Genomic DNA, 19,625 nt, shown 5'->3' on the forward strand with positions numbered 1-19,625 from the left:
GGGTGGTGAGTGAGTGTGGTTTGGCCCAATCCTATGGGGCGGGAGGCCGTGCCCGTGAAACGGTTTGCCGGGCCCTGTCGCGCGGAGGGCTAGCCGACGCGGCCCGAGTCGTCCGCCGTCGCCGCCGGCAGGGCGGCGCGGGGCCGCTGCCAGCCGCGCGAGCCCCGGGCGCGCAGCCAGGCCGTCGTCTCGTCGGGGGGCATCGCGGCGGCGACCAGCCAGCCCTGGACGGCGTCGCAGCCGAGGTCGCGCAGGCGCTCCCAGGTCTCGTCGTCCTCGACGCCCTCGGCGACGACGAGCAGGCCGAGGGAGTGCGCGAGGTCGACGGTGCAGCGCACGATCTCCGCGTCCTCGGTGTCGACGGCGAGCCGGGCCACGAACGAGCGGTCGATCTTCAGTTCGCTGACCGGGAGCCGGCGCAGGTGCACGAGCGAGGAGTAGCCCGTGCCGAAGTCGTCCAGGGACATCTTCACGCCGTGCCCGGTCAGGGCGTTGAGGGTGTCGGCGGCGCGCTGCGGGTCCTCCAGGAGGACGTGTTCCGTGATCTCCAGTTGGAGCGCTCCCGCGGGCACGCCGTGCCGGGCCAGCCGGGCGGCGACGGAGCCCGCGAAGCCGGGCGTGTGCACATCACGCGGGGAGACGTTGACCGCGACCGGTACGAACAGGTCCTGGGAACGCCAGCGCGCGACCTGGCCGAGCGCGGCCTCCAGGACGTACTCGGTGAGGTGGGGCATCAGGCCCGAGGACTCGGCGATCGCTATGAACTCGTCCGGCGGCACCTTGCCCCGCTCGGGGTGCACCCAGCGGACCAGGGCCTCCAGGCCCACGACCTGTCCGTCGAAGCGGACCTTCGGCTGGTAGTGCAGATGCACATCGCCCGCTTCGAGGGCGCGGCGCAGATCGCCCAGCAGGCCGAGCCGGTCGGGGGTGTTCGAGTCGCGCTTGGACTCGTAGACCTCCACGCCCGTACGGTCCCGCTTCGCCTGGTACATCGCCACGTCCGCCCGCCGCAGCAGCCCTTCGGCGTCCAGGGCGTGGTCGGGGAAGACGGCGACCCCGGCGCTGGCCTCCAGGACGAGGGTGAGGCCGTCGAGGTCGAGGGGGGAGCTGAGGGCGGCGACCAGGCTCCGGGCGACCCGGGTCGCGGACGTCGTGGAGTCGGCGACGGGCAGTAAGACGGCGAACTCGTCCCCGCCGAGCCGGGCGGCCTCGGCCCCGCGCGGCAGTGCCACCCGCAGCCGGTCGGCGATCTGCAGCAGCAGCCGGTCACCGGCGAGATGACCCAGCGTGTCGTTGACCGACCGGAAGCGGTCGAGGTCGATCAGCATCAGGGCGGCGCGGGCGTCGATCCGCTCGGCGTCGTCCAGCGCGGTCCAGATGCGCTCCAGCAGCCACTGCCGGTTGGGCAGCCCGGTCAGCGGGTCGCGCAGCTGCTCCTCGGCGCGGGCCCGGGCTATCCACAGGGTGGAGTCCAGGGCGATGAGGGGGATGGAGAACAGGGGCAGCAGGATCGGCTTGGCCACGGCCACCACGCAGACCAGCGGCGCGATCCCGAGCAGCGCGACCGCGACCAGGCCCTGCCGGACCAGGGCGGTGCGGGCGACGGTGGGCAGCCCGGGGCGCGGGGCGTGCAGATACCAGAGCAGGACGCGGGTGACCAGCAGGTAGGAGGCGGCGACCAGGGCCACCTGGGGCGCGGTGGCGAGCGTCCAGGCGTCGGGCCGCGCGGGCGACTCGACGGACGGCACGGTCCCGAACACGGCGAGCACCAGGGCGCCGGCGCCGATGCCGAGGAGGTCGACCGCCCCGTGCAGCACGCCCTGGCGCCAGCGGTTGCGGCGGGCCACGCCGACCAGCACGACGACCGTGAGGCTGACCATGCCGGCCGGAACCCAGCCGTAGAGCAGCAGCACGGCGAGGGTGAGGGCGGCGCCCGAGCCGGTGCCGCCCCACCAGCGGGAGCGGCCGAGCATGACGAGGTGGCCGACGATGACGCCGGTCAGCACGGCGAGCGCCCAGCCGGCCGTGCCGGACGGGAACAGCGCGTGGCCGCCGGTGAAGGCGCGGTAGAAGCCGGCGCCCAGGACGAACCCGGCCGCGGCGACGACCGCGGCGGGCAGCGCGGGCCAGGAGTGGTGCCGTCCGCCGTCCGCGTCCTCGCCGGTCAGTCCCGGGGTGTGCTCGGTGACCGGCTGTGGCCCGCCGCGGCCGTCCGCCGCGGCGCGCCCACCGGGGGTACGCCCGTCCGCGGTGTACTGTCCGACGGCGCGCCCCTCCGCACCCGGACGCACCGCCGGCAGTCCGACCCCACGGACCGCACGCCATACGGCCGCCATGCGGCGCAGGCGCAGCCGTGCGCCCGGCACGGCGCTCTCGGTCGGTTCCATTCCCGTCCCTCTCACAGCCGGCGGTGCCCACGCCCCGCGGACCGGTGCCCGACAACCCTCTGGCGGCCCGCGTTGGAAAACCCTTCCCCGCGCTCTGTGCGAGCACGAAGATGCCCCGACCGCAGCTGGGCACGGCAGGCGCACATCTCAACAGTAGGCCGCAGAAGGCTTCCACGGGCAGCGGTCGCGGACGGTTGCCCGAATGCGCCCCGGCCACCCGTATGCATCTGATATGCGCTGAACGGGTGGCCTTCAACCGCTACTCCTCGGCCGAAAGCGCGACTTCGGCCGCCGCGTCCGGTCCCTGCTCCAGCAGGACCGCGAAACCCTCCTCGTTCAGGACCGGCACCTTCATCTGCATCGCCTTGTCGTACTTCGATCCGGGGCTGTCACCCACCACGACGAACGACGTCTTCTTCGAAACCGATCCGGTCACCTTCGCACCGCGGCTCTGCAGCGCCTCCTTGGCGCCGTCCCGGGTGAAGTGTTCGAGGGTGCCGGTGACGACGACGGTGAGCCCTTCGAGCGGGCGCGGCCCCTCGCCCTCGCCGGTGCTCTCCTCCTCCATGCGGACTCCGGAGGCCTTCCACTTACGGATGATCTCGCGGTGCCAGTCCTCGGCGAACCACTCCTTGACGGCCGCGGCGACGATCGGGCCGACGCCGTCCGTGTTCTTCAGCTCCTCCTCGCTGGCCTGGTCGATGCGCTCGATCGAGCGGAACTCCCTGGCCAGCGCCTCGGCCGCGACCGGTCCGACGTGACGGATCGACAGGCCGGTGAGGATGCGGGCGAGCGGGCGCTGCTTGGCCGCCGCGATGTTCTCCAGCATGGCGAGCGCGTTCTTGCGGGGGTTGCCCTCCTGGTTGGCGAAGATCGTGGCGACCTTCTCCTCGCCGCTCTTCGGGTCGCGCTTGGGCAGGCCGCTGTCCGGGTCGAGGACGTAGGCCTTGATGGGCAGCAACCGGTCGATGGTGAGGTCGAACAGGTCGCCCTCGTCGAGCAGCGGCGGCTCCTTCGGCTCCAGCGGCGCGGTGAGGGCCGCCGCGGCCACATAGCCGAAGTGCTCGATGTCCAGCGACTTGCGGCCCGCGAGGTAGAACAGGCGCTCGCGCAACTGGGCCGGGCAGGTGCGGGCGTTCGGGCAGCGCAGGTCGACGTCGCCCTCCTTCATGGGCCTGAGCGCCGTACCGCATTCGGGGCACTCGCTCGGCATCACGAACTCGCGCTCGCTGCCGTCGCGCAGGTCGGCGACCGGCCCGAGGATCTCGGGGATGACGTCACCGGCCTTGCGCAGCACCACGGTGTCGCCGATGAGGACGCCCTTGGCCTTGACCACGTCCTGGTTGTGCAGGGTGGCGAACTCGACCTCGGATCCGGCGACCGTCACCGGCTCGACCTGCGCGTACGGTGTGACACGGCCCGTGCGGCCCACGCCCACGCGGATGTTGACGAGCTTGGTGTTGACCTCCTCCGGCGCGTACTTGTAGGCGATGGCCCAGCGCGGCGCGCGCGAGGTGGAGCCGAGCCGGCCCTGGAGGGGGATCTGGTCGAGCTTGACGACGACGCCGTCGATCTCCCACTCCACGGAGTGGCGGTTCTCGCCGAAGTACGCGATGAACTCCCGGATGCCGTCGAGGCCGTCGACGACGCGGTTGTGGCCGGAAACGGGCAGGCCCCAGGTCTTGAGGAGGGCGTAGGCCTCGGAGAGGCGGCTGAGACCGGTGAAGCCCTCCAGGGCGCCGATGCCGTGGACCACCATGTGCAGGGGGCGGGTGGCGGTGACGCGCGGGTCCTTCTGGCGCAGTGAACCGGCCGCCGCGTTGCGCGGGTTGGCGAAGGGCTTGTCGCCGGCCTCGACCAGCCGGGCGTTGAGCTCCTGGAACTTCTCCATCGGGAAGTAGACCTCGCCGCGGATCTCCACGAGGTCGGGGACCGAGTCGCCCTTGAGGCGCTCCGGGATCTCGGCGATCGTCCGGACGTTCGGTGTGATGTCCTCGCCGGTGCGGCCGTCGCCGCGGGTGGCCGCGCGGGTGAGACGGCCGTGCTCGTAGGTGAGGTTCACGGCGAGGCCGTCGACCTTCGTCTCGCACAGGAAGTGGTAGTCCTGCTCGCCCAGTTCGCGGGCGATGCGCTCCGTCCAGGCGGCCATCGCCTCGTCGTTGAACGTGTTGTCGAGGGAGAGCATGCGCTGGCGGTGCTCGACCGCCGTGAACTCCGTCTCGTACGACCCGGAGACCTTCTGGGTCGGCGAGTCCGGCGTGCGCAGTTCCGGATACCGCTCCTCCAGCGCCTCCAGGGAACGCAGCAGTTCGTCGAACTCCGCGTCGCTGACGACGGGAGCGTCCTTCACGTAGTACCGGAAGCGGTGCTCCTCGATCTGCTCAGCGAGGCGCGCGTGCTTCTCCCGTGCCTCGGCGGGCACCGTCGTCGTCTCCGCTTGCTTGTCCCCGGCCACCGTGTCGTCCTCCCGTTACTCTGGGTTGTCCGCGAGAGATCTCGCCGCCCGGACGCAGTGGGCGAGAGCCGTGCGCGCGTACCCCGGGGAGGCCCCCGCGAGTCCGCACGCCGGGGTGACCGTGACCGCCTCCGCGAGAAGCCCCGGTGACAGCCCCAGCCTGCGCCACAGCGTCCTGACACCCATGACGCTACCGGCAGGGTCTGACAATGGGCCCTCGGTGCCCGGGACGACACCGGTGAAGAGCCGGGTGCCGGCCTCCACCGCCTCACCGATCGCGTCGTCGTCACGCTCGGTGAGCAGGGAGAAGTCGAAGGAGACGGCCGCCGCGCCCGACCGGCGGAGCAGGGCGAACGGGACGTCCGGTGCGCAGGAGTGGACGACGACCGGGCCGTCGTGCACCCCCATGGCGTCGCGGAGCGTGGCCTCGACGATCTGCCGGTCGACGGCCCGGTGGGTGCGGTAGCCGCTGGCGGACTTCACCTGGCCGCGCAGCACGGCCGTGAGGGACGGCTCGTCGAGTTGCAGGACGAGCCGCGCGCCCGGGATGCGCCGCCGCACCTCGTCGAGATGCAGACGCAGTCCCTCGGCGAGGGAGGCGGCGAGGTCGCGGCAGGCCCCGGGGTCGGAGAGGACCGCCTCGCCGTTACGCAATTCCAGGTTGGCGGCGAGCGTCCAGGGCCCGACGGCCTGGACCTTCAGCGGCCCCTCGTACTCCTGGGTGAACTCCTCCAGCGCGTCGAGGTCCTCGCCGAGCCAGGAGCGGGCCCGCTTGGTGTCCCGACCGGGCCGGTCCCCCAGGCGCCAGCCGCTGGGCTCCACGCGCGCGTACAGCTCGACGAGCAGTCCGGCGGTCCGCCCGATCATGTCCGCTCCCGGTCCCCGGGCGGGCAGTTCGGGCAGGAAGGGGAAGTCCTCGAAGGTTCCGGTGACGGTTTTGGCGGCTTCTCGGGCGTCGCCGCCCGGCATGGACCCCACACCGGTGGCGGCGCCGAACCTGAACTGGCTGTTTTCGCTCACCGGAGAAGCCTACGCAGCGGCTCCGCCGGGGTCAGTTCCCAGGTCGCACCGTCAGGTCGTTGACCTCGGCGTCCCTCGGCAGGTCCAGGGCCGTCAGGATCGTCGTGGCCACCGACTCCGGGTCGATCCACTTGGCGGCGTCGTACTCCTTGCCCTCCTGCTGATGGACCTTGGCCTGCATGGGGCTGGCGGTGCGGCCGGGGTAGACCGAGGTGACCCGGACGCCGGCCGCGTGCTCCTCGTGGCGCAGGGAGTCCGCCAGGGCCTTGAGGCCGTGCTTGGACGCGGCGTACGCGGACCAGCCGGCGTGGGCGTTGAGGCCGGCGCCGGAGTTGACGAAGACGACGTGGCCCCGGGCGGCGCGCAGCTGGGGCAGGAAGTGCCGGGTCAGCTCGGCGGGGGCGACGAGGTTGACGTTGAGCTGATGGCGCCAGGTCTTCGGGGTGAGTTCGCCGATGGGGCCGAGGTCGACGACCCCGGCGATGTGCAGCAGCGAGTCCACGCGGTCGGGCAGCGACTGGTGGGAGAAGGCCCAGGAGAGCCTGTCGGGGTCGGACAGGTCCCCGACGAGCGTCTTCGCCCCCGGGAACTCGGCCGCCAGCTCCTTGGCGCGGCCCGCGTCGCGCGCGTGCAGCACGAGGTCGTCCCCGCGCGCGTGCAGACGGCGGGCCACGGCCGCGCCGATGCCGGAGCCCGCTCCGGTGATCACATGAGTAGCCATGCCCGCCATGCTCGCATCAGCCTCAGGTCACTCGATGCCGCGGCTCTCCTCCAGGTACGCCAGGGCGCCCACCGGCTCCTCCGCGAAGAACACCAGGTCGGTGAGGGGGCGGGGCAGGAAGCCCTCGTCCTCCATGCGGCGGAACTGCTCCTTCAGGCCGTCGTAGAAGCCCGCGGTGTTGAGCAGCACGACCGGCTTGTCCGTGTGGCCGTGCTTCTTCAGCTCCAGGATCTCGGTCGCCTCGTCGAGCGTGCCGGTGCCGCCGACCATGACGACCACGGCGTCGGCCTTCTCCAGCAGGATCCTCTTGCGCTCGGCGAGGTCCTCGGCGACGACCATCTCGTCGACGCCCGGGCGGGCCTTCGCCGAGAGGAATTTCACGGAGACGCCGGTGAGCCGGCCGCCCGCCTCCTGCACACCGTCGGCGACCACCTTCATGAGGCCGACGTCCGAGCCGCCCCACACCAGGGTGTGTCCGCCCTTGCCCAGCAGGGTGGCGAACTCCCGCGCGGGACGGGTGTAGCGCTCGTCGAGGTCGGCGGCGGAGAGGAAGACACAGATGTTCATGAGCCCACCGTACGGGCCCGGTCGGGAGCCGCGGTGACCCGCATTTTGGACTGCCGGTGCGGGAGCTTCTCCCAGTCGTCCATGAACCGGGCGTCCAGGCCGTGCTTGGCGGCGAGTTCGGTGAGCGTCCGCGTCCGGTAGTAGAAGTCCTCGTGGAGCACCTGGTGCTCCTCGCCCTCGGTGCGGTCGAAGGTGAAGTCGAAGAAGCCGCCGGGTGCGAGGATCCGGCCGACGTGGGCGAAGCACTCCTCTATGACGTGCGGCGGCGAGTGCGAGAAGACGCTGTGCGCGTGCACGACGTCGAAGTGCGCGTCGGGCAGGAAGGCGAAGGTGAGGTCGTCGGCGAGCGCCAGGTAGGGCATCTTGGACTGGAGGCCCTCGGCGACGAGGGTGTCCTGGGCGGCGAGCAGGATGTGCGGCGAGATGTCGATGCCGTAGTAGTGGCCGGCGTCGAGGTGGTCGATGAACAGACGCCCGGCGCGCAGATTGCCGCAGCCGATCTCCAGCATCCGGTGCCGCGGCTGGAGGCCGTGCCCCACCAGGTAGTCGAACTGCATGCGCCCGATCCGCGCCCACGCCTCGCGGGAGGGGTTGTGCCCCACCGCCGCCTCCGCGCTGCGGGCCGCGTCGGAGGCCATGACGGCGCGGTAGTAGGAGATGTGGTCGCGGTAGCGCAGCCGCAGCCAGGCGTCCCGCGCCGCGCGCCGGGCGTGCGCGGGCACGCGCCCCGGGTGGCGCAGGGCGTACCTGACCTGGTGGGCCAGGGTGCTGCGGTTTCCGGCCGGTTCCGTTGCTCGCATCGGGGCCTCCTGCGGCGTGGGAAGAACTCCGCTACAGCGTGCGCTGTATCGAAGGACTCGGCTACCCAAGGAGGGCGATCGTGACCAGAGGGCACCGCATCACCGTCGAACCGAGCGGCCGCCACGTGCGCGTGGTGCACGGCGGACAGATCCTGGCGGAGAGCGACCGGTCGCTGGTCCTGCGCGAGACGGGCTGTCCCGAGCGGTACTACATCCCCGCCGAGGACGTACGCCTGGATCTGCTGACACCGTCGGGCACTCACACACACTGCCCGTTCAAGGGGGACGCCTCCTACTGGTCGCTGCCGGGCGCGGCGGACCTCGTGTGGGCGTATCCGGATCCCGAGCCGGACGTCGCTGAGATCAAGGACCACCTGTGCTTCTACGAGGTGGAAGTGATGTGATCGGCCGACGCTCGGCCCGCCTCACCGATGAACACCCCGCCGTGCGGCAGTCTGCATGAGCATGGACAAGAAGATCCTTTCGCGCGACGGCACCCGCATCGCCTACGAGAGCACCGGACAGGGCCCCGCGGTCGTCCTGGTGAGCGGCGCGATGTCGACGGGCGGCACGCTGGCGCCGCTGGCCGTGTCGCTCTCGGAGCGTTTCCAGGCCGTCGTGTACGACCGCCGGGGCCGGGGCGCCAGCGGGGACACCGCGCCGTACGCCGTGGAGCGTGAGCTCGAGGACCTGGCGGCGGTGATCGAGGCGGTGGGCGGCGAGGCGTTCCTGTACGGCATCTCCTCGGGAGGGGCGCTGGCCTTGGAGGCGGCGGCGAGCGGGCTGCCGGTGCGGCGCGTCGCGGTGTACGAGACGCCGTTCGCGATGTCCGAGGAGGGCGCCGAGGAGCGCGCGGAGTACACCGGGCGGCTGACGGAGGCGCTCGGCGAGGGACGGCGCGGGGACGCGGTCGAGCTGTTCCTGCGGCTGGCCGGTCTGGCCGAGGGGATGATCCAGGGGGCCCGCCAGTCCCCCATGTGGGCCGGCATGGAGGCGATCGCCGGGAGCCTCGCCTACGACGACGCCGTCATGCGCGACGGCCGGGTGCCCCGCGACCGGCTGGCCGCGGTCGGGGTCCCCGTCCTGGCGGTCGCGGGCGACGCGAGCCCCGCCTGGCTGCGCGAGGCGGCCCGGGCGATCGCGGACTCGGTCCCCACGGGCACGTGCCGCACGCTCCAGGGCCAGACGCACATGGTCGAGCCGAACGTGCTGACGCCGGTGCTGACGGACTTCTTCCTGCAGGGCTAGGGCCGACGGCGGGGCCTCGTCAGGCCGACGCCGTCGGTCGACTCCGTCAGGCCACGCCCGCCGTCGCCCGGGTCGTCGAGGCGATCGTCGCCGAGCCCACCACGCGGGTGCCGTCGTACAGCACGATCGCCTGGCCGGGGGCGACGCCGCGGACCGGCTCGGTGAAGGTGACCTCCAGGGAGCCGTCGACGAGTTCGGCGCTCACCTCGGTCTCGCCGCCGTGGGCGCGCAGCTGGGCCGTGTAGGTGCCGGGGCCCGTGGGGGCGGCGCCGCACCAGCGCGGCTTGATCGCGGTCAGGGCGCTGACGTCCAGCGCGGCGGCCGGGCCGACCGTGACCGTGTTGTCCACCGGGGAGATGTCGAGGACGTAGCGCGGCTTGCCGTCGGGGGCCGGGGTGCCGATGCGCAGGCCCTTGCGCTGTCCGATGGTGAAGCCGTACGCGCCCTCGTGCGTGCCGATCCGGTTGCCGGACTCGTCGACGATGTCGCCCTCGGACCTGCCGAGCCGGTCCGCGAGGAAGCCCTGGGTGTCGCCGTCGGCGATGAAGCAGATGTCGTGGGAGTCGGGCTTCTTGGCCACCGCGAGGTCCCGGCGCTCGGCCTCCGCGCGGATCTCGTCCTTGGTGGTGAGGGTGTCGCCGAGGGGGAAGAGCGCGTGGGCGAGCTGCCGGTCGTCCAGCACGCCGAGGACGTACGACTGGTCCTTGGCCATGTCGGAGGCGCGGTGCAGCTCACGGGTGCCGTCGGCGAGGGTGACGACCTTGGCGTAGTGGCCGGTGCACACCGCGTCGAAGCCCAGCGCGAGCGCCTTGTCGAGGAGGGCGGCGAACTTGATCTTCTCGTTGCAGCGCAGGCAGGGGTTGGGGGTGCGGCCGGCCTCGTACTCGGCGACGAAGTCCTCGACCACGTCCTCGCGGAAGCGGTCGGCGAGATCCCACACGTAGAAGGGGATGCCGATGACGTCGGCGGCGCGGCGGGCGTCGCGCGAGTCCTCGATGGTGCAGCAGCCGCGCGCGCCCGTCCGGAAGGATTGGGGGTTGGCGGAGAGCGCGAGGTGGACGCCGGTCACATCGTGACCGGCCTCGGCCGCGCGGGCGGCGGCTACGGCGGAGTCGACTCCGCCGGACATGGCGGCCAGGACGCGGAGGGGACGGGAGCGCTGCGGGGTTTCAGTCATAGCCCTTCCAGGGTACGGGGGCGCGGGAACCAGGGCTCACGAGTATCCGTTGACGATCACATGGGACAGCGGAAGGCTTCGAAGGACGGCGACCGGAAGGTCGGGCGTCGCGCGCTGCTGATCGGCGGGGCGGCGGCAGCGGCGGGCACGGCCGCGCTGGCCCGGGACGAGCTCGCGCGCCTGTGGTGGCGGACTCCCGGCGTCGAGAAGCCGCGCAAGGCGGGCGAGGTCGACTACACGGGCGCCCGCTGGGTGGCGGCGTCGGAGGCGAACTGGCGGCGGGCGGACCGCCCGGACGACTTCGGCATAGACATGGTGATCGTCCATGTCACGCAGGGCAGCTTCGACAGCGCGGTGAAGGCCTTCCAGGACCCGGGGCACCAGGCGGCCACGCACTACATAGTCCGCCAGGACGGGCACGTCACGCAGATGATCCGCGAGCTGGACGTGGCGTACCACGCGGGCAACCGCGACTACAACGAACGCAGCGTCGGCATCGAGCACGAGGGCTTCGTGGACCGCCCCCAGGACTTCACGGACGAGATGTACGAGGCCTCGGCCCGCCTCACGGCCCGCATCTGCGCGCGCTACGACATACCCGTCGACCGCGAGCACATCATCGGCCACGTGGAGGTCCCGGGCACGGACCACACGGATCCGGGGCCGCATTGGGACTGGGACAAGTACATGCGCTTGGTGAAGCGGGCGCGCACGGCACCGGCCTGACCGGCCGGTCCCTGCTCGCTACGTCGGTCCCGCCGCGCTACGTCAGCCCCGCCGCCCGCGCCCGTTCCACCGCCGGGCCGATGGCCTTCGCGAGGGCTTTGACGTCGGACTCGGTGGAGGTGTGGCCGAGGGAGAAGCGGAGGGTGCCGCGGGCGAGGTCGGGGTCGGTGCCGGTGGCGAGGAGGACGTGGCTGGGCTGGGCGACGCCGGCGGTGCAGGCGGAGCCGGTGGAGCATTCGATGCCCTGGGCGTCGAGCAGGAGGAGGAGGGAGTCGCCCTCGCAGCCGGGGAAGGTGAAGTGCGCGTTGGCGGGGAGGCGGCCCTCCGGCGCGGGGTCGCCGCCGAGGATCGCGTCCGGCACGGCCGAGCGGACGGCGGTGACCAGGGTGTCGCGCAGGGCGCCGACCTCGCGGGCGAACCATTCGCGCTGTTCGGCGGCCAGCCGTCCGGCGACCGCGAAGGAGGCGATGGCGGGTACGTCGAGGGTGCCGGAGCGCACATGGCGTTCCTGGCCGCCGCCGTGCAGGACCGGTACGGGGGCGTGCTCGCGGCCGAGGAGCAGGGCGCCGATGCCGTAGGGGCCGCCGATCTTGTGGCCGGAGACCGTCATCGCGGCGAGGCCGGAGGCGGCGAAGTCCACGGGGATCTGGCCGAAGGCCTGGACGGCGTCCGAGTGCAGGGGGACGCCGAACTCCGCTGCCACATCGGCGAGTTCGCGGATCGGCAGGATCGTCCCGATCTCGTTGTTCGCCCACATGACGGTGGCGAGGGCCACGTCGTCGGGGTTACGGGCGATCGCCTCGCGCAGGGCGTCCGGCTGGACACGGCCGTGGGCGTCGACCGGCAGGTACTCGATGGTGGCGCCCTCGTGTTCGCCGAGCCAGTGGACGGCGTCGAGGACGGCGTGGTGCTCGACGGGGCTGGCGAGGACGCGGGTGCGGGCCGGGTCGGCGTCGCGGCGTGACCAGTACAGGCCCTTGACGGCGAGGTTGTCGGCCTCCGTGCCGCCCGAGGTGAAGACGACCTCGCTGGGGCGGGCGCCGAGGGCTTCGGCGAGGGTCTCGCGGGCCTCCTCGACGGTACGGCGGGCCTGCCTGCCGGATGAGTGGAGGGAGGAGGCGTTGCCGGTGGCACCCAGGTGCGCGGTGAGCGCCTCTGCCGCCTCCGGAAGCATCGGGGTGGTCGCGGCGTGGTCGAGGTAAGCCATGGTGAGCCCGATTCTACGGCTCCGGTTCCACGGGCCTCAGAGCAAGGTTGGCCGAACGTGAACCGCTTTCCCGCGCGGCTGCCGCCCGTCGTCCACGGGCTCGGCCGCGCCGTGCCGGCGCACGGTCGTCCGACGGCGGCTCAGCGGCTCAGGAGTGCGGCTCAGAAGCTCCAGGAGATCGAGCTGTCGAACTCCATGAACGCCGCCAGGACCAGCAGGTCCGCGATGCCCAGGCCGAGGCCGAGGTAGGCGCGGCCGGGGCGCTCGGTGCCGCGCCACAGGGCGATGCTGGCGAGCGCGATGGCGATCGGGCCGAGGAAGAGGTTGAGGACGAGCAGGCCGAGCAGGCCGAGGATGAAGGACGCGACGGCCATGCCGTCGGTGTCGCGGATACCGGTGCGGCGCGAGGCCGGAGCGGTGAGCTGCATGATGGTCGACTCCCAGTCGGGTCGAAGGGAACGGTGGTCGGCGGGCCTGAGCCGGTGGGCCCGGGTCAGTGGGCCTGCGTGTGACGCCGGCGGCTGTGGCGCTCGCGGATCGCGAAGATGCCGAGCCAGGCGGCGATGACCACGCCGGCGGCGACGGAGAAGGTGAGCGGCGCGTGGGCCACGGTGCCCAGCACGACTCCCAGCAGCAGGAGCGCGGCGACGATGAACAGCATGGGTACAGCCCCCAGGGTTTCGGTGAACGGTTGTGGTTACAGTTGTTCACTGACTTCCCAGTCTAGCGTCTCCTATGACTTTTCAATTCCAGAGAACAGTTGTTAACTGCATGGTATGAGTCACACCCTCGGCATCCGGCAGGCCCAGAAACAGAAGACCCGGCAGGCACTCCTGGACGCGGCCCTGGGGCTGCTGGAGGAGCAGAGCCTGAGCAGCCTGGGGCTGCGCGAGGTCACGCGCGCCGTCGGTGTCGCCCCGACGGCCTTCTACCGCCACTTCCGCTCCACGGCGGATCTGGGCGTGGCCCTGGTCGAGGAGGCGCTGGGCAGCCTGCACCCGATGATCCGGACGACGGTGTCCACGACCGGCGACCACGAGGAACGCATCACCCGCGCCATCGAGCTGATTGCCCGTCATGTCGACGGGTACCCCGCGCATGTCCGATTCATCGCCCGTGAACGGCACGGCGGAGTCCAGCCGGTACGGGAGGCGATACGGGAGCAACTGGTGCGTTTCGCCCAGGAGGTCAAGGAGGAGCTGGCCAAGGACTCGGTGTCCGAGGGGTGGACCGAGGACGACCTGCTGATGCTCGCGCACCTCTACGTCGACCAGATGCTGATCACGGCGTCGCTCTTCCTGGAGGCGCTGGAGGGCCCGGAGAAGGAGCGTGCGGAGCGGACGCGGCACGTCACACAGGTGGCGACCCGCCAGATGCGGCTGATCGGCCTCGGCCGCCACCACTGGCTGGACTGACCTCCCGCGCACAACGCACCGGGGCGGCACGCCCGTTCGCCGAGCACGCCGCCCCTGTCGTATCCCGGAGGGTCCCGTCGGCCCCTCCGTACCCTCTACGCCTACTGCTCCTTCTGCGCCTGCGGGGTCTGCTGCCCCTGCCCGCCCGAGGCCTGACCACCGCCGCCCGGCCCGCCGCAGCCGCCGCCCTGGCCACCGCCGGGGCCGCCCTGAGCGCCGCCTGGCGCACCGCTGGGCGCACCCGAAGGCGCCCCGGACGGCGTACCCGACGGCATACCCGATGGCTTCGAACCCCCGGAAGCGGCGCCCGACGGCGCACCGGACGGAGCCCCCGAAGGCGCACCCGACGGCGCCTGGCACGCCTGCTGCTGTCCGGAGTCGCCGCCGCTGTTCGAGGACGACGAGGAGTCACCCGAGCCGCAGGCCGCCAGAGCGAGGGGCGACAACGCCAGCAGGGCCACGGCAGGAAGGAGACGGGCACGCTTCATGAGAGACAGCTCCAGGGAGGATGAGGAAGTCCTGAGGCGAGCACTCAACCAACGCCGCTCAGGACTCCCCTCGGGACGCCCTGTGATCTGCCTGTCAGTGAGGCAAAATTCAGCCGAGCCTGACCCGGGCGAGCTGCCGGGACTGGGCGACCAGGCGGTCGGCGCTGTCCCAGACCTCGGCGTCCTCCTCCAGGAAGCCGCCGGCGAGGTTGCGTGTGGTGATCGAGACGCGCAGGGGGCCCGGTGCCGGGCGGCAGCGGACGTGCACGGTCAGCTCGACGGTGGGGACCCAGCCCTTCAGCCCGATCTCGAAGGCGGTGGGCGGCAGGGCGTCCACCGCGAGCAGCAAGGAGAGCGGGTCGTGGTCGCGGCCGTCCGCGAGACCGAACCAGGCGCGCATCTCGCCCTTGCCGGACGGTTGCCCGAGGGCCCAGCCCAGCGTCGAAGGGTCCAGCTTGAGCATCAGACGGTCGGCGATGGCCGAGCTGCCGTCGACGGGGGCCGGCCCGTCCTCGGGGCCGAAGCAGTGCTCCATCGGCGGGATCGCGGGCGGCTGGGCCGTCGTACGGACGTCGTCGGGCAGGGCGTCCAGGTCGCCGTAGGAGGCGAGGACGCGGATGCGTTCGACCTCGCGGCCCTCGTCGTCGTACTGGAAGAGGGAGGCCTGGCCGGTCGACAGGGTGCGGCCGGTGCGGACGAGGTCCGTGCGGACGACCGCCGGGCCGGGCTGGGATGCGGTCAGGTAGTGCGCCGAGATGGTGAACGGGTCGGCATGCGGCAGGGCGTCCGCGAGCGCGCGGCCCAGGACGGCCAGCAGATAGCCGCCGTTGACGGCACTGATGATCGTCCAGCCGGCGGAGAGGTCGATGTCGTAGACGCCGGGCGCACGGGGGGTGAGCGCGGTGTCGCGGTCGAACTCGCTGTCGCCGATCGTGGCCCGGACGTCCGGGGCGGTGGCTGCTTCTGGCATGGCTGAACAGTACAAGAACCGACTACTAAGCGGTAGCTTTTCTCGCTCGGCCCGCGCCCCCGACTTGGTGAGACATGGGCAACTTCTCAGTGGGACGACCTGTTCGGCACCGGCGACCATGTGCGGCAGGCGGCCGATCTGGGCGCCGACGGCACGGGCGGTATCGCGCTGAACCGGCGTCGAGCTGCTGCCCGGCTACCCCGGCTCGGCGAAGGCGGTCCGCCCCCGGGGGCTGGGCGAGCGCGACTCGCTCGCCGCGCGGAGCCCCGCCCTGCGTGCCGGGGAACGACCCGTACACGCTGCTCCGCGAGGCGCCCGTCCCGCCGCGGCTCGCGCTGTGCCTCTCCGGCCGGCCGCACGACGGCTACGAGGACGCCGTGGCGCTCGAGCACGCCGCGAAGGCCCCGACGACCGTGCATGTGGCTGACGGCGATGACGGGCCGCGTGCCCGTCACGGCAGGACGGGCTCCTCCTCCTCGCTCACCGTGGACCGCCGGTGCCAGGCCCGCGGGGCTCGCCAGTGGTACCGCATCGCGAGCAGCCGCAGGACGAAGCCGGTGATCACCGCGAGGGCGCTGGTCAGCGGGGACAGGGCGTCGTACCGGATGCACAGCACCACGATGGTGGAGCCGACGATCGCCGGGACCGCGTAGAGGTCGCGGTCCCAGCGCAGCAGGGAGGGCACCTCGTTGGCGAGCACGTCCCGCAGCACTCCCCCGCCCACCGCGGTGGCCATGCCCAGGCACGCGGAGGCGGTCAGGCCGAGCCCGTACTCGTACGCCTTCGTCGTCCCGGCGACGCAGAACAGGCCGAGGCCGGCCGCGTCGAAGACGTTCACGGCGACCTGGATGCGTTCCACATGGGGGTGCAGGAAGAAGACGAGGAGGGTGGCGAGCAGCGGGGTGAGGAAGTACCCCAGGTCCGTGAAGGCGGCGGGCGGCACCGCCCCGATGACCAGGTCGCGGAAGAGACCGCCGCCCAGTGCGGTGACCTCGGCGAGGACGGCCATGCCGAACACGTCGAAGTTCTTCCGGACGGCCAGCAGGGCGCCGGAGATCGCGAAGACGAAGATGCCGATCAGCTCGAGCGAGTGCTGGACGGACGGGGTGAAGAGTTCCTGGAGCACCCGAACATTTTTACCCACGGCCGAGCCCCCGCCCCCCGAGTGAGGGGCGGGGGCTCGGGCGGAATCACTTCTCGACGGAGGGAGTGGTCTTCTCCGCGGCGGCCTTGTGGGCCGAGATCAGCAGCTCGGTGTCCTGCGGCTGCTGGTCCTCGAAGTTCTCCGGGTGGTGGCAGGCGACGCGCTGCCCGGCCCGCAGCTCCTTGAGCGGCGGCTCGGTCGTCTTGCAGATCTGGGTCGCCTTCCAGCACCGGGTGTGGAAACGGCAGCCGCTCGGCGGGGCGATCGGCGAGGGCACGTCGCCCCTGAGCAGGATGCGCCCGCTCTTGGTGCCCCGGCGCTTCGGATCCGGTATCGGCACAGCCGACAGCAGGGCCTTGGAATACGGGTGCATCGGCGACTTGTACAGCTTGTCGCGATCGGCCAGCTCGACGATCTTGCCGAGGTACATCACCGCGATCCGGTCCGAGACGTGCCGGACGACCGACAGGTCGTGCGCGATGATCACGTACGTCAGGCCCAGTTCCTCCTGAAGGTCGTCCAGCAGGTTCACCACCTGCGCCTGGATCGACACGTCCAGCGCGGAGACCGGCTCGTCGGCCACGACCAGCTTGGGGTTGAGCGCGAGCGCGCGGGCGATGCCGATGCGCTGGCGCTGGCCGCCGGAGAACTCGTGCGGATAGCGGTTGTAGTGCTCGGGGTTGAGGCCGACCACCGACAGCAGCCGCTGGACCTCCTTCTTCACGCCGCCCTCGGGCTCGACGCCCTGGAGCCTGAAGGGGGCGCCGACGATCGTGCCGATCGTGTGCCGGGGGTTCAGCGAGGAGTAGGGGTCCTGGAAGATCATCTGCACATCACGGCGCATCGGGCGCAGATCGCTCGTGCCGAGGTGTGTGATGTCCTTGCCCTCGAACTCGACCGAGCCGCCGGTCGGTTCGAGCAGCCGGGTGATCAGCCGGCCCATGGTGGACTTGCCGCAGCCCGACTCGCCCACGACGCCGAGCGTCTCGCCGCTGCGGACCTCGAAGTCGATGCCGTCGACGGCGCGCACCGCGCCGGTCTGCCGCTGGAGCAGGCCCTTGCGGATCGGGAAGTGCTTCTGCAGGCCGGTGACCTTCAGCAGGATCTCGCCGTCGGCGGCGGAGTCCTTGGTGAGGGTGGCCCCGCTGGTGTCCGGTTTGGTCACCGGTTTCTCGTCGCTCACAGCTTCGGCGCAATCTCTTCGGTCCAGATACGCTCCCGCTGCTCCTGGGTCATGTGGCAGGCGGCCCAGTGACCGCCGCCGACCTCGGTCAGCTCGGGGCGGACCGTGCGGGTGACGTTGTCCTTCGGGAGGTCCGCGTACGGGCAGCGCGGGTTGAAGGCGCAGCCGGACGGGAGGTTGATGAGGGAGGGCGGAGCCCCCTTGATCGGGATGAGCCGGTCGGTCTCCTCCCGGTCCATACGCGGCATCGAGCCGAGCAGACCCCAGGTGTAGGGGTGCCGGGGCTCGGAGAACACGTCCTCGGCGGAACCGCGCTCCACGCACCGGCCGCCGTACATGACCAGCAGGTCGTCGGCCATCTCGGCGACCACACCCAGGTCGTGGGTGATCATGATGACCGCGGAGCCGAACTCCTTCTGCAGATCATGGATCAGATCGAGGATCTGCGCCTGCACGGTGACGTCCAGGGCGGTGGTCGGCTCGTCGGCGATGAGCAGCTCGGGGTTGTTCACCAGCGCCATGGCGATCATCGCGCGCTGGCGCATACCGCCGGAGAACTCGTGCGGGTAGCCGTCCACGCGCTTGGCCGGCTCGGGGATGCCGACCCGGTCGAGCATCTCGACCGCCCGCTGCTTGGCGGCCTTCCTGCTGACGTCGTGGTGGACCCGGTACGCCTCGACGATCTGGTGTCCGACCGAGTAGTAGGGGTGCATCGCCGACAGCGGGTCCTGGAAGATCATGGCCATCTTCCGGCCGCGCAGCCGCCGTACCTCGTCGGGGTCGGCCGCGATCAGCTCCTGGCCGTCCAGCCACACCTCGCCGGAGACCTTGGCACGGGCCGAGCGGTGCAGGCCCATCAGCCCGAGGGAGGTGACGGACTTGCCGGAGCCGGACTCGCCCACGATGCCCAGGGTCTTGCCCTTGCGCACGTCGAAGCTGACGCCGTCCACCGACCTGACCAGACCGTCGTCCGTGTCGAAGTGGATGCGCAGATCCCGTACGGACAGGAACACGTCGTCCGCGGTGGACGGGGCGACGGGGTCCGGTTCGCCGAGAGCGGCTTTGTCGAGCTTGCTCACGAGTACCTCACCCGGGGGTCGATGGCGGCGTTCACCAGGTCGACGATCAGATTGCAGAAGACGATGAAGAACGCGGCGACCATGGTCACACCCATGATGATGGGCAGGTCGTTCTGCTGGATGGACTGGATGGCGTAGGCGCCGATGCCCTGCAGCGAGAAGACCGTCTCGGTGAGCACCGCGCTGCCGACCAGCAGACCGAAGTCCATGCCGAAGATCGTGACGATCGGGGTCAGCGCGGAGCGCAGGCCGTGCTTGGCGACGACCGTGGTCTCCTTCAGACCCTTGGCCCGGGCCGTTCTGATGTAGTCCTCGCCCATCGTCTCCAGCATGCCCGCCCGGGTGAGCCGGGCGTAGAGAGCCGAGAAGAGGAAGGCGAGGCTGACCCAGGGCAGGATCAGGTGCCAGGCCCATTCCGCGGGGTTCTCGGTGAAGGGGACGTAGTCGACGCTGTCCCAGATGGGGATCTCGTAGACGAAGAGCGCGAGCAGGATCTGGCCGGTGAAGAAGATCGGGAGCGAGACGCCGGAGAGGGCGATGAACATGGCGATGCGGTCGATGGGCTTGCCCTTGCGCAGCGCTGAGATCACACCGGTCGTGACACCGAAGACCACCCAGATCACCGCGGCGCCGACGGCCAGCGAGAAGGAGACGGGGATCCGTTCCTGAAGCTGGGGCCACACCTCGACGTGGTTCTTGAAGGAGTACCCGAAGCAGGGTGCGCTGCAGTGCGTCGCGTCGGGACCGAACTTGTAGTCGGCGCCGATCACGATGCCCTTGATGAAGTCCCAGTACTGGACGTAGACCGGCTGGTCCAGGCCGAGGTTCTGCTTGATCGCGGCGACGGACTCGGGGTTCGCGTCCTTGCCGACGTACTGGGTGGCCAACTGGTCGGCCGTCTGGCCCCCGATGCGGGGAACCAGGAAGAAGATGGCGAAAGTGACTGCGCTGACCACCAGCAGCAACAGCACGGCGCCCATGACGCGTCGGAGGATGTACGCAGCCACAGCTGTACGGCCCCGGGTGGCCGCGGCGGGA

Annotated in this window: 19 protein-coding genes; 4 read left to right on the top strand and 15 right to left on the bottom strand. The window is 71.4% G+C overall.

Translation table 11 applies throughout. The annotated features are described in order from the left end of the window. Positions 1-89 precede the first annotated feature (89 nt). The 6 genes from KJK29_RS10195 to KJK29_RS10220 form a co-directional block, all read right to left on the bottom strand. Positions 90-2,387: a putative bifunctional diguanylate cyclase/phosphodiesterase gene (locus tag KJK29_RS10195; RefSeq protein ID WP_215118385.1), complete on the bottom strand. Its 2,298-nt coding sequence runs from the start codon at positions 2,385-2,387 to the stop codon at positions 90-92. A gap of 259 nt (positions 2,388-2,646) precedes the next feature. Further along, complete coding sequence (gene ligA, locus KJK29_RS10200) at positions 2,647-4,842, bottom strand: NAD-dependent DNA ligase LigA (RefSeq protein WP_215118386.1); 2,196 nt, start codon at positions 4,840-4,842, stop codon at positions 2,647-2,649. A gap of 15 nt (positions 4,843-4,857) precedes the next feature. Next, positions 4,858-5,862 (bottom strand): methionine synthase, encoded by a 1,005-nt coding sequence (locus KJK29_RS10205; protein ID WP_215118387.1) that lies wholly within the window; start codon positions 5,860-5,862, stop codon positions 4,858-4,860. Positions 5,863-5,893: 31 nt separating this feature from the next. Then, positions 5,894-6,592 carry an SDR family oxidoreductase gene (locus tag KJK29_RS10210; RefSeq protein ID WP_215118388.1) on the bottom strand — a complete coding sequence of 233 codons (699 nt, stop codon included), beginning with the start codon at positions 6,590-6,592 and terminating at the stop codon, positions 5,894-5,896. An 18-nt stretch (positions 6,593-6,610) separates the two neighbouring features. Further along, positions 6,611-7,150: an LOG family protein gene (locus KJK29_RS10215; protein WP_215118389.1), complete on the bottom strand. Its 540-nt coding sequence runs from the start codon at positions 7,148-7,150 to the stop codon at positions 6,611-6,613. Next, the gene (locus KJK29_RS10220) at positions 7,147-7,950 is read right to left on the bottom strand and encodes a class I SAM-dependent methyltransferase (protein ID WP_215118390.1); all 804 of its coding nucleotides are present in this window, start codon (positions 7,948-7,950) and stop codon (positions 7,147-7,149) included. The genes KJK29_RS10215 and KJK29_RS10220 overlap by 4 nt, the downstream gene beginning before the upstream one ends. An 80-nt stretch (positions 7,951-8,030) precedes the next feature. Here KJK29_RS10220 and KJK29_RS10225 point away from each other — a divergent pair, with 80 nt between their 5' ends. Both KJK29_RS10225 and KJK29_RS10230 read left to right on the top strand, forming a co-directional pair. Beyond that, a complete protein-coding gene (locus KJK29_RS10225; protein WP_215118391.1) occupies positions 8,031-8,354 on the top strand; it encodes a DUF427 domain-containing protein in 324 nt (107 codons plus the stop codon). Positions 8,355-8,415: 61 nt separating this feature from the next. Beyond that, positions 8,416-9,198, top strand: coding sequence for an alpha/beta fold hydrolase (locus KJK29_RS10230; RefSeq protein ID WP_215118392.1), 783 nt, complete (start codon positions 8,416-8,418; stop codon positions 9,196-9,198). A 46-nt stretch (positions 9,199-9,244) separates the two neighbouring features. On the opposite strand, the gene mnmA is transcribed toward KJK29_RS10230, so the two are convergent. After that, positions 9,245-10,375: a tRNA 2-thiouridine(34) synthase MnmA gene (gene mnmA, locus KJK29_RS10235; protein WP_215118393.1), complete on the bottom strand. Its 1,131-nt coding sequence runs from the start codon at positions 10,373-10,375 to the stop codon at positions 9,245-9,247. Positions 10,376-10,435: 60 nt separating this feature from the next. Between mnmA and KJK29_RS10240 the strand changes: the two genes are divergently transcribed. Then, positions 10,436-11,101 (top strand): N-acetylmuramoyl-L-alanine amidase, encoded by a 666-nt coding sequence (locus tag KJK29_RS10240; protein ID WP_215118394.1) that lies wholly within the window; start codon positions 10,436-10,438, stop codon positions 11,099-11,101. A gap of 37 nt (positions 11,102-11,138) precedes the next feature. Here the strand turns inward: KJK29_RS10240 and KJK29_RS10245 are convergent, their stop codons facing one another. From KJK29_RS10245 to KJK29_RS10255, 3 genes are all read right to left on the bottom strand, one after another. After that, complete coding sequence (locus KJK29_RS10245; RefSeq protein WP_215118395.1) at positions 11,139-12,308, bottom strand: cysteine desulfurase family protein; 1,170 nt, start codon at positions 12,306-12,308, stop codon at positions 11,139-11,141. A 161-nt stretch (positions 12,309-12,469) separates the two neighbouring features. Beyond that, positions 12,470-12,736 (bottom strand): DUF4190 domain-containing protein, encoded by a 267-nt coding sequence (locus tag KJK29_RS10250; protein ID WP_215118396.1) that lies wholly within the window; start codon positions 12,734-12,736, stop codon positions 12,470-12,472. A 65-nt stretch (positions 12,737-12,801) separates the two neighbouring features. Continuing rightward, positions 12,802-12,969, bottom strand: coding sequence for a hypothetical protein (locus tag KJK29_RS10255; protein ID WP_184598666.1), 168 nt, complete (start codon positions 12,967-12,969; stop codon positions 12,802-12,804). Between the two features lie 115 nt (positions 12,970-13,084). On the opposite strand from KJK29_RS10255, the gene KJK29_RS10260 reads away from it, so the two are divergent. Further along, a complete protein-coding gene (locus KJK29_RS10260; protein ID WP_215118397.1) occupies positions 13,085-13,723 on the top strand; it encodes a TetR family transcriptional regulator in 639 nt (212 codons plus the stop codon). A gap of 597 nt (positions 13,724-14,320) precedes the next feature. Here KJK29_RS10260 and KJK29_RS10265 read toward each other — a convergent pair. The 5 genes from KJK29_RS10265 to KJK29_RS10285 all read right to left on the bottom strand — a co-directional run bounded on the left by KJK29_RS10265 (position 14,321) and on the right by KJK29_RS10285 (position 19,594). Continuing rightward, the gene (locus tag KJK29_RS10265) at positions 14,321-15,181 is read right to left on the bottom strand and encodes a thioesterase family protein (protein ID WP_215118398.1); all 861 of its coding nucleotides are present in this window, start codon (positions 15,179-15,181) and stop codon (positions 14,321-14,323) included. Between the two features lie 451 nt (positions 15,182-15,632). Next, the gene (locus KJK29_RS10270) at positions 15,633-16,307 is read right to left on the bottom strand and encodes a trimeric intracellular cation channel family protein (RefSeq protein WP_215118399.1); all 675 of its coding nucleotides are present in this window, start codon (positions 16,305-16,307) and stop codon (positions 15,633-15,635) included. A gap of 64 nt (positions 16,308-16,371) precedes the next feature. Then, a complete protein-coding gene (locus tag KJK29_RS10275) occupies positions 16,372-17,508 on the bottom strand; it encodes an ABC transporter ATP-binding protein (protein ID WP_215118400.1) in 1,137 nt (378 codons plus the stop codon). Continuing rightward, positions 17,505-18,587, bottom strand: a complete 1,083-nt coding sequence (locus KJK29_RS10280) for an ABC transporter ATP-binding protein (protein ID WP_215118401.1) — start codon at positions 18,585-18,587, stop codon at positions 17,505-17,507. The genes KJK29_RS10275 and KJK29_RS10280 overlap by 4 nt, the downstream gene beginning before the upstream one ends. Then, on the bottom strand, positions 18,584-19,594 hold the full coding sequence (locus KJK29_RS10285; protein WP_215118402.1) for an ABC transporter permease: 1,011 nt from the start codon (positions 19,592-19,594) through the stop codon (positions 18,584-18,586). Before KJK29_RS10285 ends, KJK29_RS10280 begins: the two co-directional genes overlap by 4 nt. Between the last annotated feature and the right edge of the window lie 31 nt (positions 19,595-19,625).

Origin of the sequence: Streptomyces koelreuteriae (assembly GCF_018604545.1) — a bacterium.
In the GTDB taxonomy this organism is placed as follows: domain Bacteria; phylum Actinomycetota; class Actinomycetes; order Streptomycetales; family Streptomycetaceae; genus Streptomyces; species Streptomyces koelreuteriae.

Coding starts and splice junctions, on each gene's coding strand:
- KJK29_RS10265 (WP_215118398.1), bottom strand. CDS start 15,181: ATGCCAGAAGCAGCCACCGCCCCGGACGTCCGGGCCACGATCGGCGAC.
- KJK29_RS10215 (WP_215118389.1), bottom strand. CDS start 7,150: ATGAACATCTGTGTCTTCCTCTCCGCCGCCGACCTCGACGAGCGCTAC.
- mnmA (WP_215118393.1), bottom strand. CDS start 10,375: ATGACTGAAACCCCGCAGCGCTCCCGTCCCCTCCGCGTCCTGGCCGCC.
- KJK29_RS10230 (WP_215118392.1), top strand. CDS start 8,416: ATGGACAAGAAGATCCTTTCGCGCGACGGCACCCGCATCGCCTACGAG.
- KJK29_RS10255 (WP_184598666.1), bottom strand. CDS start 12,969: ATGCTGTTCATCGTCGCCGCGCTCCTGCTGCTGGGAGTCGTGCTGGGC.
- KJK29_RS10260 (WP_215118397.1), top strand. CDS start 13,085: ATGAGTCACACCCTCGGCATCCGGCAGGCCCAGAAACAGAAGACCCGG.
- KJK29_RS10210 (WP_215118388.1), bottom strand. CDS start 6,592: ATGGCGGGCATGGCTACTCATGTGATCACCGGAGCGGGCTCCGGCATC.
- KJK29_RS10195 (WP_215118385.1), bottom strand. CDS start 2,387: ATGGAACCGACCGAGAGCGCCGTGCCGGGCGCACGGCTGCGCCTGCGC.
- KJK29_RS10240 (WP_215118394.1), top strand. CDS start 10,436: ATGGGACAGCGGAAGGCTTCGAAGGACGGCGACCGGAAGGTCGGGCGT.
- KJK29_RS10250 (WP_215118396.1), bottom strand. CDS start 12,736: ATGCAGCTCACCGCTCCGGCCTCGCGCCGCACCGGTATCCGCGACACC.
- KJK29_RS10220 (WP_215118390.1), bottom strand. CDS start 7,950: ATGCGAGCAACGGAACCGGCCGGAAACCGCAGCACCCTGGCCCACCAG.
- KJK29_RS10245 (WP_215118395.1), bottom strand. CDS start 12,308: ATGGCTTACCTCGACCACGCCGCGACCACCCCGATGCTTCCGGAGGCG.